The sequence below is a fragment of the Gordonia neofelifaecis NRRL B-59395 genome, from assembly GCF_000192435.1.
Lineage (GTDB): Bacteria > Actinomycetota > Actinomycetes > Mycobacteriales > Mycobacteriaceae > Gordonia > Gordonia neofelifaecis.
On the sequence record NZ_AEUD01000001.1, the window covers coordinates 182,001 to 197,136 of the forward strand.

Here is a 15,136-nt window from a genome sequence, read left to right on the forward strand (position 1 = left end):
ATGTCAGCCCGCGGTCCAGCCGCCGTCCATCACGTACGACGATCCCGTCATCATTCCGGCGGCGTCGGAGGCGAGAAAGGCCGCCAGTTCCGCGACCTCGGACGGCTCGATCAGTCGCTTGATCGCGGGACGCGCGAGGAAGATCTTCTCCACGACCTCGTCCTCGGTGATGCCGTGCGTCCGTGCCTGTTCGGCGACCTGGGCTTCGACGAGGGCGGTCCGGACGTAGCCGGGGTTGATGCAGTTGCTGGTCACCCCGTGCTCACCGCCTTCGAGAGCGGTGACCTTCGACAGCCCTTCGACCGCGTGCTTCGCCGCCACGTACGCGGCCTTGTATTTCGACGCGCGCAGACCGTGGACGGACGAGACGTGGATGATCCGACCGAACCCGCGGTCGTACATGCCGGGCAGTGCGGCGCGGGTCAGTAGGAAGGGCGCCTCGATCATCAGCGCCGTGATGCGCCGGAACTGAGTCGGGCTGAATTCCTCGATCGGGCTCACGTGCTGGATGCCCGCGTTGTCGACGAGGACGTCGACGTCGAGTGTCAGATCGGCGAGCGCGTCGGTGTCGGTGAGATCGACCTGCCAGGCGATCCCGCCGATCCGGTCGGCCACGGCAGATGCGGCGTCGGAGTTGACGTCCGCGACGGTGACCTGGGCTCCGGCCCGCGCGAAGCGTTCGGCGACGGCCGCGCCGATGCCAGAGCCTCCTCCGGTGACGATGGCGCGCCGGCCGGCCATCGAAGTGTCGTTGCGCTGGGCGTTGTCGGTCATCGGGCCTTCTTCCGTCGTCGATCCCGCGGTGTGCGTCACCCGGTCGGTGGGAGCTGCTGTGCCACGGCATCGTCGATTCTCTTTGCCTGTCGAAGCACACGCAATGACCATCGGCGCCGATAGAATCTGCAAATGTGCACATCGGTGAGGTCGACGCAAGCGATCTGGTCGCACTCCTGATGGTCGCCAGGACCGGTCGCTACACGGCGGCGGCGGACCTGCTGGACGTCAGTCACACCACGGTGTCCCGACGCATCGCGGCGCTGGAACGATCGCTCGGCGGGCGGCTGCTCGCGCGCGATGCGACGGGCTGGTCGCTGACGGATCTCGGCCGGACCGCGGTGGCGGCCGCAGAGGAGATCGAATCGACGCTGGCGCGTCTGCGGTCCGACGCCGACGACGCCCTGCGCGGTTCGGTCCGCATCGCGGCCACCGAGGGTTTCAGCGCCCGCGTCGTGGTTCCGGTCGTCGCGCGGCTCACGCGTGAGAACCCTTTGCTCTCAGTGGATCTGATGGTGGTGACGCGGTCAGTCCCGTCGGCGTACTCGGGCATAGACATCGAGATCGTCGTGGAGCGACCGACGAGCCACGACGTGGAGGCGAGTGTGCTCGGCTCGTATCGCCTGGGCCTGTACGGATCGACGGGCTACCTCGCAGCCGCCGGGGTGCCGGTTCGGCGGGAGGAGTTGATCGGGCGCCCGCTGATCTACTTCGTCGGGTCCATGCTCACCGTCGACGCCCTCGACGTCGCCAAGCTCGACCTGCCCGCGATGACCGACCGGTTCCGGTCGACGAGCGTTCACGTGCAGGTGGAGGCGACGCGCGCCGGCATCGGTCTGGGACTGCTGCCGTGCTTCCTCGCCGACGAGCACGACGATCTGACGCGCGTGCTCGCGGCGGAGGTGAACGCCGAGATGTCGTACTGGATGGCGATGCGACCGGATGCCGCTCGCCGCCGGGAGGTCGCGGCGCTGGCGAACGCGCTGCGGACACGGGTTGACGAGATCGGTCCGGCACTTGTCGGCTAGTCCATAAGCGCCAGAAGAGGATGGACTGATGGCTTGGCGGTAGGGTTGACGCAGTCTCTGCCAACTATCTGCGAGGTGTCATGTCTGAGTCCGCTCACAGTCCAGCCGAAGGTGCACCAGTCAAGCTGGTCAATCGCGTCTCGGCGATCAACTGGAATCGCGTCCAGGATGACAAGGACGCCGAGGTCTGGGACCGCCTCACCGGAAACTTCTGGCTGCCCGAGAAGGTGCCGGTGTCGAACGACATCCCGTCGTGGGGGACTCTCACCGACTACGAGAAGACGCTCACCATGCGCGTCTTCACCGGACTGACGCTGCTCGACACCATCCAGGGCACGGTCGGCGCGATCTCGCTGATCCCGGACGCGCTGACGCCGCACGAGGAGGCCGTCTACACGAACATCGCGTTCATGGAGTCGGTGCATGCCAAGAGTTACAGCTCGATCTTCTCGACGCTGTGCTCCACCAAGGAGATCGACGAGGCCTTCCGCTGGTCGGAGGAGAACGAGTATCTCCAGCGCAAGGCGCAGATCGTCATGGACTACTACCGTGGCGACGATCCGCTCAAGCGCAAGGTCGCCTCGACGCTGCTCGAGTCGTTCCTCTTCTACTCCGGCTTCTACCTGCCGATGTATTGGAGCTCGCGCGCCAAGCTGACGAACACGGCCGACATGATCCGGCTGATCATCCGCGACGAGGCCGTCCACGGCTACTACATCGGGTACAAGTACCAGCGCGGACTCGAGGTGCAGACCCCGGAACGTCGCCAGGAGCTCAAGGACTACACCTTCGAGCTGCTCTTCGAGCTCTACGACAATGAGACCGACTACACCGAGGCGCTCTACGACGAGGTCGGCCTGAGTGAGGACGTAAAGAAGTTCCTGCGTTACAACGCCAACAAGGCGCTGATGAACCTGGGCTACGAGGCGATGTTCCCGAAGGACGAGACCGATGTGAACCCGGCGATCCTGTCGGCCCTGTCGCCGAACGCGGACGAGAACCACGACTTCTTCTCCGGGTCGGGGAGCTCGTACGTGATCGGCAAGGCGGTCAACACCGAAGACGAGGACTGGGACTTCTAGCGACGCGGGCTTCGCTCACGCGGTTGACACTCACCAGGGCGGCGTGCCGACTCCGGTGATGCGGACGGTGCCCCAGGCGGTGATCTCGGCCAGTCGTGCGGGAATCGCCTCGCCGCGGACGCTCTCGATGCTCGCGGTCGACTGGCCTGTGCGCTTGAGGTCGGCGGCGCGCTCGCTGTACAGCGTTCCGGCCCAATGGAATCGACCGTCGTATCCGTCGACGCGCCCGCGCCCGCGCAATCGTGCAGTGAGATCCTCGCCGGCCACGGTCACGACCACCTCGTCGTCGAAGACGTCGACGTCGATCGTCTCGTCGCTGATCCAGTCGTAGTCGGACGGGTCGAATCGCGCGGCGCGGCGCCTGATACGGCTGATCAGGCGGCGCCGCTCGGACTTCATTCCGAGAACCGGCTGTTCGCGCCGGTCCTGGACCGGCCGGCGGACGCGGACTCCATGGACACCGGCCAGATGCGCCTCGGTCAAGGCGGCGACCACGTAGTCGACGGAACCGTCGCTGCAGAAGAACGTGTCCGGTGTCTGAGCCGAGGCCACGCCGAGATGATTCGGCGAGGGCGGCGCGTCGTCGGTCACGATCAGATCGGCGGCGCACGAGTCGTCGACGACGTGGAACGGCAGCGGCGAGTCGGCGAGCCGCCGCCGAGTCCTCTCGATCGCCGGCGAGGTACCGACCAGCGCGATGGTCGTCACCTCAAGAACCCCGATCGACGCCACATGCGCCTCGCGAGCGGCCCCATCAGTCCGTTCTTCTCGAGGAAGGTCGAGAGCGGTTCGAAGGAGTCGACCTGGACGTTGTGGAATTCCGGATTGCGCCGGGCGATCCGGGCGATCGCAGCGGGGTCGTCGAACCCGGCGCGTCGGTACATCTCCGGGTTGGTGAACAGTCGCCGGAAGACCGGTGCTGCGAGCCCGTGCAGGTTCGCAGCGACGACCGTCTCGAATCGGGAGCGGATGGGACGGCGCCGCACGATCGCGTCGCGCGCGAAACCGATGTGCCGGGCCTCCTCGGTGACGTGGATCTGCATCAGCTGCGCCACCATGGGTTGCAGGTCGGGATCGTTCCTGACCTGCCGTTGAATCGCATCGAAGAGTTCCTCGCCGACCAGGGTGATGACCCACATCAGCGTTCCGCGCATGACGATCGGCAGGACATGCATCGCCCCGCGCTCCCAGCGGCGCATGCCGTATGCGCGGGCACCGGACGTCTCGATCGCCTTGCCGAACATCGTCATGTGGCGGCACTCGTCGCCCATCTCGGTCAGTGAGTAGTGGGTCGTCGCCGCGGCGGGGTCTGCGCGCATCAGTCGGATCAACAGCGCGCGATTGAGGAGGTTCTCGAACCAGATCCCGACCGACAGGATGTTCGCCATCTCCTGCCGCGACAGTTCGATCCGCTGCTCACCGGTCATGGCGTCCCACACGTCGGTGCCGTGCAGGGTGACGACCGCCGGCGGAAGGAAGTACTTGCCGTCCACCAGCGGCGCGTCGTAATCGATGTCGATGATCGGGTCGTACGAGCGGTTGGACGAACTCTTGAGCAGACGATGCGCGATGGTGGTCCGTGCGTCGCGGTAGTCCTGTCGAGATTTCGGCGTCGGTGTGGTTCTGATGTCGTCTGTCGTGCTCATGGCAATCCTTGTCGACTCGGTGTCGACGACCTGATCGCGATCGTCGAGACGTCAGTGATGAACATCACGTTACCACTGAATAATGGAACAATCACTGATGTCATCTCGGGGAGTGCTGGTCGGTCCGAGCCGCCGAGCGTGACGGTCATTCGACGGTCCGACGGCCCCCTGGACACCTGGTCCGACTTCCGTACCGTCGAGAACATGGAGATCGAGGCCAGGCAGGAGTTGACCGCCAAGTCGGTGCTGGTGATGTTCGTCCTCCCCGTCGTCTTCGTGGCGATCGGGCTGTGGATGGTCCTCGCTGCCGACAGTTCGTCGTTCCAGCGGGTCATCGGCTGGGCGTCGATCATCTTCTTCGGCGTCGGGGGTGCGGTGATGGCCGGGCGCTTCCTGTTCGGCGACCGGGGAGTCCTGCTGGTCGACGACGCCGGGATCAGCGGTGCCGGACGACTGGGACAGGCCCGGTGGTCGGTGCCGTGGTCGAGGATCGACGCCGTCTACGCCGTCACCCAGCATGTCCCGGGCTCATCCGTCGAGCACGTGGCTGTCAGCGTGCTCGACGACCCGGCCGAGGAATCCTCGGCGATGGCTCGAATGACGGGCGACCTGGTCGGTGTCCCGACCTCGGCAACCGGCCGGATCGCCAGTTGGCAGCCAGGAGTGAGACCGCCGGTCGACGACGTGCTGGCCGCGGTCGCCACCCGAGGCGTCACCGTCGTCGACCTCAGGTAGGTCTGTGCAAGGTCAACGCCTGCGCGTAAGGATCTCGTAGAACGTCGCCAGGTCGTCGAGAGCCTCGCCGGCTTCGGTCGCCGCGACACCGGTCGCGCGCAGTGCCTGCCGCAGCACGGTCGGGTCGAGGTCGGTGAGCGGGTCCGCGGCCGGGAAGGTGGGTGGAGTCGGCGGCAGCCGGTGATCGCCGTAGGGATCGTCGGGGAGGAGCGGGTCACCGGACGCCGGCGACGGCGACGCGGAGTCGTCGTCCTGGGCGGCCGCCAGCAGCTCCGGCAGATCGGTGCCCATCACGGTCAGCAGGGCGGTCGGCCGCCGATCGATCTCCGCGGCCACCTCGAATGCCACGGCCAGGACATGCGTGCACCTGGGCGCCTCGTCCGGGCACGTGCAGTCGGAGGCGACGTCGGCCGGCTCGGTCGGTGCGATGAGCTCCCCGAGGCCCGGGGGCTGCTCGCCGCGCGCGAGATCGAGCAGGTCGTCGGCGCGTCCGGTGCGGCGCAGCAGTTCGACCACCGTCGCCGCGTCGACGGTTCGGGTCTCCAGGCGCACCTCGAACGGATCCAGTTGGCTGCCGCGGACGGAGGCGGTCACCAAGCCGTGCCCGATGTGCAGTCCCTCGACGTGCCGGTCACGGAAGTAGCGGCGCGCCCCGGTGATGTGCCGATGGTCGGCGCCGGACTCGACGACGCCGACGAAGGCTCTCGACCATCCGGTGATCCCGTAGCCGCGGACCGCAGCTCTGCGCTTGCGCCCCGGACTCATCGGTCCTCCGTTCTCACTCGGACACCGCCTCGTCGCGCAGCGCGAGCAGATCCATGAGGGTGTCGTCGTCGAGGTCGCTGAGCCAGGATTCGCCCGTGCTGAGCGTCAGCCGGGACAGTTCGCGTTTGGACGCGACCATCTCGTCGATGCGTTCCTCGAGGGTGCCGACGCACACGAATTTCCGCACCTGGACGTTCCGTGTCTGCCCGATGCGGTACGCGCGGTCGGTAGCCTGGTCCTCGACCGCGGGATTCCACCACCGGTCCGCATGGATGACGTGATTCGCCGCGACCATGTTGAGTCCGGTGCCGCCGGCCTTCAGCGTGGCGATCAGCACCGGCGGACCGTCGGGCGAGGAGAAGCGGGCCACCATCGCATCGCGCTGATCGCGGGAACTGCCGCCGTGCAGGACCGGGACCGCCGTGCCGAGGACCGGTTCGAGCCAGCCGGACAGCAATTCGGCGAACGCGGCGAACTGAGTGAAGACGAGTGCGCGATCGCCCTCGGCGATGAGCGTGGTCAGCACGTCCACCAGCAGTTCGACCTTGCCCGAGCGGTGGCGTCCCCGCCGGAGCATCCCGGAACCGTCGTCGAAATAGTGGGCCGGATGGTTGCAGATCTGCTTGAGGCGAGTCAGCGCGGCCAGGACGGTCCGGCGGCGGGGTCCGCCCTGACCGGTGTCGGCGAGTGCCTCGTGCAACTCGTTGAGAACCGCCTGGTACAGGCCGGCCTGCTCGCTCGAGAGGTTGGTGCGCACTATCAGCTCGGACTTGGCGGGGAGGTCGGGCACGATCGTCGGATCGGTCTTCTCCCGGCGGAGGATGAACGGTCTGGTCACCGCGGACAGTCGAGCGATGGCCCGGGGATCACGGTCGCGCTCGATCGGCTCGGCGAATCGTGCCCGGAACTTGGAGGCACTGCCGAGCATGCCAGGGTTCACCAGATCGATGATCGCCCGCAGATCTTCGAGACGGTTCTCCACCGGCGTCCCGGTCAGCGCGATCCGTTGCCGGGCAGGCACCGCCCGCAGCGCCTTCGCCGCCGCGGTGTGCACGTTCTTCACGTGCTGGGCCTCGTCCACGACCAACTCGGTCCATGGCAGGGCTGCCAGGGCGGCGCGGTCGCGGGCGAGCGTGGCGAAGGTGGTGAGCACCACGTCCGGCGGATCGGCCGTCAGCGAGTCGGCGGATCGGCCGGTGCCGTGATGCACGACCACCCGAAGATGCGGTGCGAACGTCGACAGCTCCCGATGCCAGTTGCCGATCACCGACATCGGGCAGACCACCAGGGCGGGGGACGAGTCCGGCGACCGTTCGCGGTTGCCGGTGAGCATCGCGATGACCTGCACGGTCTTGCCGAGTCCCATGTCGTCGGCGAGGACGGCGCCGGCACCGATGCCGCCGAGCGCGGTGAGCCATTCGAGTCCGCGCTGCTGGTACGGCCGCAACTCGGCGCGCAAGGAGGTCGGCGGGGCGATCGACGGCGGCGCGAAGACTCCGTCGGCGGCGATGTCGTCGAGCCAGCCGAGACCGCTGACCGAGGTGACCGGAACCGGTAGTGCGCCATCCGCGTCGGTGACGAGGGCGAGCAGTTCGGCCATCGTCGGTGCCTTGTCCTCGGGCTTCATCGCGCGTTGTGCGGCGATGAACGCCGCGGCGCGATGGAGTGCAGCACCCTCGGCACGCAGCCATTTGCCGCGCAGCCGCACCAGGTCGCCGCTCTGCTGGGCGAGCTCGTCGATGTCCGACTGCGACAGTTCCCGAGCGTCGGGTGCGTCGCCGAGGGCGAGGCGCCACTCGAAGTCGGAGATCTCGTCGAGGCCGACGAAACCCGGACGGGAGCCGCCTCCCGGAGTCTGCTGCGAGCGGATCGACAGCGACGGCGTCACCGCCGCGATCGACGACGGGAGCAGGACGTGCACGCCCGCGGCCTGGAGATCCGCGGCGCCGTAGGTCAGGAGGTCGTCGACGACACCGGTGGTGAGCAGGTAGTCGAGACTGTGCGGATCGGCTTCGGCCCGGCCGAGTTCACCGAATGTGGTCGCGGCGACGGCCAGCTCAGTGGTGACGGCATCGAGCTCGTGCGGATCGAGACGGTGGGGGACCACCGGTGCGAGTTCGCCGGCCGCGGTCCGCAGGCAGACCTCGAGACGCCATCGCACTTGATCGGGAGGCGCAGGCGGAGCGCCGTGCTCGGCGTCCTCGTCCTCGGGAGGCGGATGCAGCCGCATCACGACCGACGGCTTCCCCGGTCCGGCGGTCCCGACCCAGTCCTGCCACGCCTGCAGGCTTCGCGGCCCGACCTCGGCAGCCACCAACGCGGGGGACCGTTCGGCGAGACCGGCGATCAGCGGAATCGGCGACGAGGCCCCCGTCGTCGCGAGTAGACGGCGGCACTCCTGGTCGAGCACCTCGCACGCGAAGTCGGTCACGGCACCGTTCGCGGTCGGCACCGCCGCCGGTGCCGACGCGTTGGCGATCGACAGCCAGCTGTGCCACGCGGCGGTCGGCACCGGCACCCACCGGACCTCGTAGGCGCCGCCGACCAGGCAGGTGCTGGGCGCCACCGACCCGGAGGCGATGTACGCACGAACGCCTGCGAGCAGATAGCGGAAGTAGGCGATGTCGCCGCCGACCCGGAGATGCTCGCATCGGTCGAGAAACTCGACGGCCGACGGAACGCCGAGCCCGGTCGCCGCGTGGAACACCCGGACGCCCCCGTCGGCCGCGGACTCCACCGTGTGGCGCAGACGTTTGGCGGCGAGGAGATCGGTCAACGCGGCAGGCACGTCGACCGCGTCGCCGAGGACCGTGCCGGGTTCGGCGGGGGCATCCGGCCAGACCGCCAGGCCCAGCCCCGGCATCCACCGGATGCGGAGTGCGATCCGGCCGTCGGTCTCGGCCACCGGCATCGCTGTCATGTCAGTACTTGTACCTCAGGGGTACGACATCCTCGTCCGACCGGCCGGTCGGCCCAGCATCCATACATCGAGCGTCCATATATAAGGAGCCGTCAGCCCGCCGAACTGCTGTTGAGGGAGACCTTCACGTCGTTCAGCACCAGCCAGGCCGCGGCCAGGCCCGACGTCTCGTACCAGACGGTGTCGTCGACCGACAGCACGCGATTCCAGGTCGGCGCGCCCATGTCCTTCCAGCGATCGCTGAGCAGGACGTCCTTGCCGCGCTCGAGTCCCTTCTCACCCTGGTAACTGACGTAGATGAGGTCGGCGTCCGCGTCGGAGAAGTTGGCGTCGGTCGCGGGCACCGCATCCGGTGTGCGCTGGGGAGCCGGGCGGGCGACGCCGATGATCGCCATGATCTGAGCGCCGAAGGATGAGGTGCCCTCGATCATCTCGGCATCGGGCGTGAACCGCACCAGCGAGACCTCACTGTGCGGCGCATCCATCACCCGGCCGACGCGATGCGCCTCCGCGGTGAATTCGGCCAGACGCGCGGTCGCTGCGCCGGTCCGATTCATCCCGGCGGCGACATCACGGAAGGCCTGCTGCCAATCGCCCGCCGGATCGACCGTGACGGTGCGTGCGGTTCCGAGCGCGCCAGTCGCGCGCAGAGCGGTGAGGCGGTCCGCCGTCTCCGGTGACGACAGCACGACCTCCGGTGCGGCCTTCTTCACAGCCGTCGCATCGGGCGTGTCGCCCAGGGTCGGGATCGAGGTGAACTGCGGGCCGAGATACTCGGGCACCGATCCCGCCGGTGCCGCGAGTCCTTTGACCTGAGCACCCATCCCGAGCGCGCACAGGGCGTCCAGCAGGGCCGGGTCGGTGACGACGATCCGCGTCACGTCTGCCCGACCTGGGTCGGGTGCCGTCGGACCGAGGCATGTCTTGGCGTAGTCGCGGCCCGGATTGACGATGTTGACCTCGGCGATCCGCGTGACCGTGGTGGAGATGACCGATCCCTCGGGCGTGCGGAGGACGTCGTCGTCGCCGGCGCAGGCGCTCAGGCCGGCAGTCAGTGCGAGCGTCGCCGCGACGGCGACGGCGCGCTGCGGAACGCTCGGAGGCATGGAGAACACCCGCCTACGCTAGCACCGGCGGCTCGCCGTGAAATGGGGCTACCTGCGGCGACGACTCGGGTCTATCTTGGAATTACGACAGATCGTAGGACCCGGTCGGAACAGTGCACAGGTCTGGTTTACGATCAGTACGTAGCGCTAGCGCCAGAGTTGGCACGACAGCAGAGTTTTGGGCCGTTAGGCCCGGTGCCGATCTTGCGGTGCCGAGGAGGAGGAATCTGTGACCGCGGTAGACCAACCGACGACCCGGGTGGAAGCGGAGCGGCCGTATCCGGCCCGCGTCCAGCCCAAGGGCTCGTTCTTCTACAAGCTCATCACGACGACTGATCACAAGCTGATCGGTCAGATGTACATCACCACCTGTATCGCCTTCTTCCTTATCGGCGGTCTGATGGCGTTGTTGATGCGTGCCGAGCTGACGCATCCCGGACTGCAGTTCCTCTCGAACGAGCAGTTCAACCAGCTGTTCACCATGCACGGCACGGTGATGCTGCTGATGTATGCGACCCCGATCGTCATCGGTTTCGCGAACTTCGTTCTGCCGCTGCAGATCGGCGCGCCCGACGTGGCCTTCCCGCGTCTGAACGCGCTGGGCTACTGGCTCTTCCTGTTCGGCAACCTGGTCGCCCTCGGCGGCTTCCTCACCCCGGGTGGCGCGGCCGACTTCGGTTGGACCGCCTACACCCCGCTGACCGACGCGGTGCACTCGCCGGGCGTCGGCGCCGACTTCTGGATCATGGGTCTGGGCGTCGCCGGTCTGGGCACCATCCTCGGTGCGGTCAACATGATCACCACCGTCGTGTGCCTCCGCGCACCGGGCATGACCATGTTCCGCATGCCGATCTTCACCTGGAACATCCTGGTGACGAGCGTTCTGATCCTGCTGATCTTCCCGCTGCTGACCGCGGCTCTGATGGGTCTCGAGGTGGACCGGCAGTTCGGCGCCCACCTCTACGATCCCGCCAACGGCGGCGTGATCCTGTGGCAGCACCTGTTCTGGTTCTTCGGTCACCCCGAGGTCTACGTCATCGCCCTGCCGTTCTTCGGCATCGTGTCGGAGGTCTTCCCGGTCTTCTCGCGTAAGCCCACGTTCGGCTACTCGGGTCTGGTCTACGCCACCCTGGCCATCGCGGCGCTGTCGGTGGCCGTCTGGGCGCACCACATGTACGTGACCGGTTCGGTGCTGCTGCCGTTCTTCTCGTTCATGACGTTCTTGATCGCGGTCCCGACCGGTGTGAAGTTCTTCAACTGGATCGGCACCATGTGGAAGGGCCGAATCACCTTCGAGACTCCGATGCTGTTCGCCATCGGCTTCATCGTCACCTTCCTCTTCGGTGGCCTGACCGGCGTTCTGCTCGCCAGCCCGCCGCTGGACTTCCACATCTCGGACACCTACTTCGTGGTGGCGCACTTCCACTACGTGCTCTTCGGCACCATCGTGTTCGCGACCTTCTCGGGTATCTACTTCTGGTTCCCGAAGATGACCGGCCGCATGCTCGACGAGACCCTCGGCAAGTGGCACTTCTGGCTGACCTTCATCGGCTTCCACACCACGTTCCTGGTGCAGCACTGGCTGGGCAACGAGGGCATGCCGCGTCGCTACGCCGACTACCTGCCGTCGGACGGTTTCACCACCTTGAACGTCGTCTCGACCGTCGGCGCCTTCATCCTGGGCCTGTCGACCCTGCCGTTCGTGTGGAACGTCTTCAAGAGCTACCGCTACGGCGAGGTCGTGACCGTCGACGATCCGTGGGGCTTCGGCAACGGCCTCGAGTGGGCCACCAGCTGCCCGCCGCCGCGCCACAACTTCACCGAGCTGCCGCGCATCCGTTCGGAGCGCCCGGCGTTCGAGCTGCACTACCCGCACATGGTGGAGCGGATGCGCTCCGAAGCCCATGTCGGCTGGGGCAGCAGCAACCACTGATGTTGTAGCCCGAAACCAGATCAGGCCCGTCCGAGTTCGCTCGGACGGGCCTGATTCTTCTCGCCGGTCGGTGACCGGCCATAATCACAGGGTGGAAATGATCGACGCGAAGCGCACGGTGCTCATCACGGTGAGCGGTCCCGACAAGCCCGGTGTCACCTCGTCCCTGATGGGAGCGTTGTCCTCGGTCGGCGTCGACCTGCTCGACGTCGAGCAGGTCGTCATTCACAACCATCTGACGCTCGGCGTGCTGGTGGCCACCGACGGCGACGTGGAGGACCTGCAGGAGGCGGTGTCCATTCAGATGGGTGCCCGCGGAATGCACGTCGACATCGATCTCGATCCGCACGGCAAGGAACAGGCGCCGTCGACCCATGCGGTGGTGGTCCTCGGCCGCCCGGTCTCCGCGGAGGCGTTTCAGGCGGTCGCCGCCGAACTGCACCGTCAGGGCGCCAACATCGATTCGATCCGCGGTGTCGCCGACTACCCGCTGACCGGGCTGGAACTGATGATCACCGCGGGCGCCGACGCCGCGATCCGCGAGGGGCTGGGCGCGGTGTCCGCGAGCTACCCGATCGACGTCGCGGTGGAGCGCGGGGGACTGGCGCGGCGGGCCAAGCGGGTCATCGTCTTCGACGTCGATTCGACTCTCATCCAGGGTGAGGTGATCGAGATGCTCGCCGCCAAGGCCGGCCGGGAGGCCGAGGTCGCCGCGGTCACCGAGGCCGCGATGCGCGGCGAGCTGGACTTCGCCGAGTCGCTCCACGAGCGGGTCAAGGCACTGGAAGGGCTCGATGCGGATGTGATCACGAGGGTCGCCGAGTCGCTCGAACTGACCCCCGGTGCGCGCACCACGATCCGCACGCTGAATCGGCTCGGCTATCACTGCGGCGTGGTCTCCGGCGGCTTCCGTCAGGTGATCGAGCCGCTCGCGAGCGAGCTCGAACTCGACTTCGTCCGCGCCAACACCCTCGAGATCGTCGACGGCAAACTCACCGGCAAGGTGATCGGCGAGGTGGTGGACCGGCCGGGCAAGGCCCGCGCCCTCGCGGCGTTCGCCGAGCAGATGGGTGTGCCGATGGAGCAGACAGTCGCGGTCGGCGACGGTGCGAACGACATCGACATGCTCACCGCCGCCGGACTCGGCATCGCCTTCAACGCCAAGCCCGCGTTGCGCGAGGTCGCCGACACCACCCTCGACCATCCGTACCTCGACGCCGTGCTGTTCATGCTCGGCGTCACGCGCGACGAGGTCGAGGCCGCCGACAGTCGCGACGGCGGCGTCCGTCGCGTCCCGATCGACTGAGCGCATGACCACCTCGGTCGCGCGGCAGTACGAGCGCCTGGTCTCGTACCTCGGCCGGTACGACGATCCGGAGGATCCGCAGAACGTGCAGGCCATGCAGATGGTGCTGCACATCGAGAAGAAGGATCCGCCCGATCGGCATCGGCTGCTGGTGGCAGCCGCGCGGGCGGTCGTGCTGCTGTGCCTCGATCCGCGAGTCGGCGACGACGGCGAGTGGGCGGCACCGATGGACGCCTGGTGCGATGAGCGGATCCGGAAGATCGCACGCCGCGGTCGGGGAGCGCAGTGGGCGGCCGCGCAGGACGTTTCGGGCGTCACCGCCGTCGTGGACGGCGTCGAGGCGCGGGCTTACGTGCCGAGCCGGATCGGCGACGTCGACAAGCGCGTCGCGAAGCTGCAGATCGGCGGAACCGAGGTCGACGGCGATCTGCCGGGCGAAGACGCCGCGGCGGGGCCGGCCGGCGGTCTCGTCCTCTGGGTCAACCCGGCCCTGGAGATGACGGTCGGAAAGACGGCTGCGCAGGTGGGGCACGCATCGATGCTGGGTGTCCGGCTGATGTCGGAGACCGAGGCCGCGGACTGGTACGACCGCGGGTGTCCCCTCGACGTCCGGATGCCCGGTCCCCAGCGCTGGGCCGGATTGGTGGAGCAGGCGGCCACAGGCTCCGCGGTGCCTGTCCAGGACGCCGGCTTCACCGAGATCGAGCCGGGCTCGATGACGGTGATCGCCGAGCGCACCTGAGCGCCGCCGGTCACCTCGCGGGCGGGGCCAGCTTCTCCACGGTGCCGAACCACACGTCGCGGTCGCCGGCGAGCGGGGCCAGGATGAGCTCGTCGGCGCCGATCCGCTGGGCGAAGCGGTCGAGCTGGGCGAGGACGTCGTCGGGGGTGCCGACCGCGGCGAGGCGCAGCATCTCGTCGACCTGCGCGCCCTGCGGGCCGTCGAGCAGTGCCTCCGCCTCCGCAGTCGTCATGTTCCGGCCGCGGTTGAAGAGGAACTTGATGCGGTGGATCTTGGCCTGCCGCAGCTGCTCGTGGGCGCGATCGGCATCGTCGTCGGCGATGACGGTGGCGGCGGCCATCACATGGGGCGCGGTCTCGCCGCCGTCGCGAGTCGGCGCCGGCCGGAAGTCGCGGAGGTACAGCGAGATCGCCTGTTCCAGCGCCTGCGGCGCGAAGTGCGAGGCGAACGCGTAGGGGAGGCCGAGGGCCGCGGCGAGCTGGGCGCCGAACAGCGACGAGCCGAGGATGTACAGCGGCACGTGCGTTCCGGAACCGGGCGTGGCGATCACACCGTGGACCGGGGTGCCCGCGAAGTACCGCTGCAGTTCCACGACGTCGGCGGGGAAGTTCTCCGCATCCGACGGCGTGCGGCGCAGGGCGGTGAAAGTCGCGTGATCGCCGCCGGGAGCGCGGCCGAGGCCGAGGTCGATCCGGCCGGGGTAGAGCTCGGCGAGGGTGCCGTACTGCTCGGCGATCGCCAGCGGCGAGTGGTTGGGGAGCATCACGCCGCCGGAGCCGAGACGGATCCTCGAGGTGTGGGCCGCCATGTGGGCGACGAGCACCGCCGGGGCCGCCGACGCGATCGCAGGCATGTTGTGGTGCTCCGCGTACCAGATGCGCTCATATCCGGTCTGATCGGCGAACTGCGCCATCCGGCGGGAGTGCGCCAGGGATTCGGCGACGGTCTCGCCTGCGCCCACCTGGGCCAGATCGAGGAGCGAGAACGGGACGCGCGGCGCGGCTGCGCGCGAGGCGTCGGGGTCGGGGAGGACGGAATCGGTCACTGAAGGTTCAGCGGCGGGCGTCGTCTTTGTATTCCGCTGCGCGGCAGATGTGAG

General features: G+C 68.0%; 13 protein-coding genes. 6 read left to right on the plus strand and 7 right to left on the minus strand.

Going from position 1 to position 15,136, the window contains the following annotated elements; genetic code table 11:
• Positions 1-3: 3 nt before the first annotated feature.
• A complete protein-coding gene (locus tag SCNU_RS00980) occupies positions 4-774 on the minus strand; it encodes a 3-hydroxybutyrate dehydrogenase (protein WP_009677474.1) in 771 nt (256 codons plus the stop codon).
• Positions 775-908: 134 nt separating this feature from the next.
• Between SCNU_RS00980 and SCNU_RS00985 the strand changes: the two genes are divergently transcribed.
• Positions 909-1,802 (plus strand): LysR family transcriptional regulator, encoded by an 894-nt coding sequence (locus tag SCNU_RS00985; RefSeq protein ID WP_009677475.1) that lies wholly within the window; start codon positions 909-911, stop codon positions 1,800-1,802.
• A gap of 80 nt (positions 1,803-1,882) precedes the next feature.
• A complete protein-coding gene (nrdF, locus tag SCNU_RS00990; RefSeq protein WP_009677476.1) occupies positions 1,883-2,884 on the plus strand; it encodes a class 1b ribonucleoside-diphosphate reductase subunit beta in 1,002 nt (333 codons plus the stop codon).
• A 30-nt stretch (positions 2,885-2,914) separates the two neighbouring features.
• On the opposite strand, the gene SCNU_RS20500 is transcribed toward nrdF, so the two are convergent.
• Together SCNU_RS20500 and SCNU_RS01000 are read right to left on the minus strand one after the other, a co-directional pair.
• On the minus strand, positions 2,915-3,592 hold the full coding sequence (locus SCNU_RS20500) for a DUF4873 domain-containing protein (RefSeq protein WP_009677477.1): 678 nt from the start codon (positions 3,590-3,592) through the stop codon (positions 2,915-2,917).
• Positions 3,589-4,530 (minus strand): AurF N-oxygenase family protein, encoded by a 942-nt coding sequence (locus SCNU_RS01000; protein ID WP_009677478.1) that lies wholly within the window; start codon positions 4,528-4,530, stop codon positions 3,589-3,591. Before SCNU_RS01000 ends, SCNU_RS20500 begins: the two co-directional genes overlap by 4 nt.
• A 138-nt stretch (positions 4,531-4,668) precedes the next feature.
• Here SCNU_RS01000 and SCNU_RS01005 point away from each other — a divergent pair, with 138 nt between their 5' ends.
• The gene (locus tag SCNU_RS01005; RefSeq protein ID WP_009677479.1) at positions 4,669-5,265 is read left to right on the plus strand and encodes an STM3941 family protein; all 597 of its coding nucleotides are present in this window, start codon (positions 4,669-4,671) and stop codon (positions 5,263-5,265) included.
• Between the two features lie 12 nt (positions 5,266-5,277).
• Here the strand turns inward: SCNU_RS01005 and SCNU_RS01010 are convergent, their stop codons facing one another.
• From SCNU_RS01010 to SCNU_RS01020, 3 genes are all read right to left on the minus strand, one after another.
• Entirely contained in the window at positions 5,278-6,030 is a 753-nt protein-coding gene (locus SCNU_RS01010) for an SWIM zinc finger family protein (protein ID WP_009677480.1), read from the minus strand.
• Positions 6,031-6,043: 13 nt separating this feature from the next.
• Entirely contained in the window at positions 6,044-8,950 is a 2,907-nt protein-coding gene (locus tag SCNU_RS01015; RefSeq protein WP_050792722.1) for a DEAD/DEAH box helicase, read from the minus strand.
• 92 nt (positions 8,951-9,042) lie between these two features.
• The gene (locus SCNU_RS01020; RefSeq protein ID WP_050792723.1) at positions 9,043-10,056 is read right to left on the minus strand and encodes an ABC transporter substrate-binding protein; all 1,014 of its coding nucleotides are present in this window, start codon (positions 10,054-10,056) and stop codon (positions 9,043-9,045) included.
• Between the two features lie 229 nt (positions 10,057-10,285).
• Between SCNU_RS01020 and ctaD the strand changes: the two genes are divergently transcribed.
• The 3 genes from ctaD (at position 10,286) to SCNU_RS01035 (ending at position 14,037) form a co-directional block, all read left to right on the plus strand.
• Positions 10,286-11,989, plus strand: coding sequence for an aa3-type cytochrome oxidase subunit I (gene ctaD, locus SCNU_RS01025; protein WP_040517302.1), 1,704 nt, complete (start codon positions 10,286-10,288; stop codon positions 11,987-11,989).
• Between the two features lie 97 nt (positions 11,990-12,086).
• Positions 12,087-13,295 (plus strand): phosphoserine phosphatase SerB, encoded by a 1,209-nt coding sequence (gene serB, locus SCNU_RS01030; protein ID WP_009677484.1) that lies wholly within the window; start codon positions 12,087-12,089, stop codon positions 13,293-13,295.
• Positions 13,296-13,299: 4 nt separating this feature from the next.
• Positions 13,300-14,037, plus strand: a complete 738-nt coding sequence (locus tag SCNU_RS01035) for a peptidyl-tRNA hydrolase (RefSeq protein ID WP_009677485.1) — start codon at positions 13,300-13,302, stop codon at positions 14,035-14,037.
• Between the two features lie 10 nt (positions 14,038-14,047).
• Here the strand turns inward: SCNU_RS01035 and SCNU_RS01040 are convergent, their stop codons facing one another.
• Positions 14,048-15,082 (minus strand): LLM class flavin-dependent oxidoreductase, encoded by a 1,035-nt coding sequence (locus SCNU_RS01040; RefSeq protein ID WP_009677486.1) that lies wholly within the window; start codon positions 15,080-15,082, stop codon positions 14,048-14,050.
• Between the last annotated feature and the right edge of the window lie 54 nt (positions 15,083-15,136).

What these genes read in the sequence shown, in the direction of transcription:
- SCNU_RS01020 (WP_050792723.1), bottom strand. Translation starts at nt 10,056, where the DNA reads ATGCCTCCGAGCGTTCCGCAGCGCGCCGTCGCCGTCGCGGCGACGCTC.
- SCNU_RS01035 (WP_009677485.1), top strand. Translation starts at nt 13,300, where the DNA reads ATGACCACCTCGGTCGCGCGGCAGTACGAGCGCCTGGTCTCGTACCTC.
- SCNU_RS01000 (WP_009677478.1), bottom strand. Translation starts at nt 4,530, where the DNA reads ATGAGCACGACAGACGACATCAGAACCACACCGACGCCGAAATCTCGA.
- SCNU_RS00980 (WP_009677474.1), bottom strand. Translation starts at nt 774, where the DNA reads ATGACCGACAACGCCCAGCGCAACGACACTTCGATGGCCGGCCGGCGC.
- SCNU_RS01010 (WP_009677480.1), bottom strand. Translation starts at nt 6,030, where the DNA reads ATGAGTCCGGGGCGCAAGCGCAGAGCTGCGGTCCGCGGCTACGGGATC.
- serB (WP_009677484.1), top strand. Translation starts at nt 12,087, where the DNA reads ATGATCGACGCGAAGCGCACGGTGCTCATCACGGTGAGCGGTCCCGAC.
- SCNU_RS01015 (WP_050792722.1), bottom strand. Translation starts at nt 8,950, where the DNA reads ATGACAGCGATGCCGGTGGCCGAGACCGACGGCCGGATCGCACTCCGC.
- nrdF (WP_009677476.1), top strand. Translation starts at nt 1,883, where the DNA reads ATGTCTGAGTCCGCTCACAGTCCAGCCGAAGGTGCACCAGTCAAGCTG.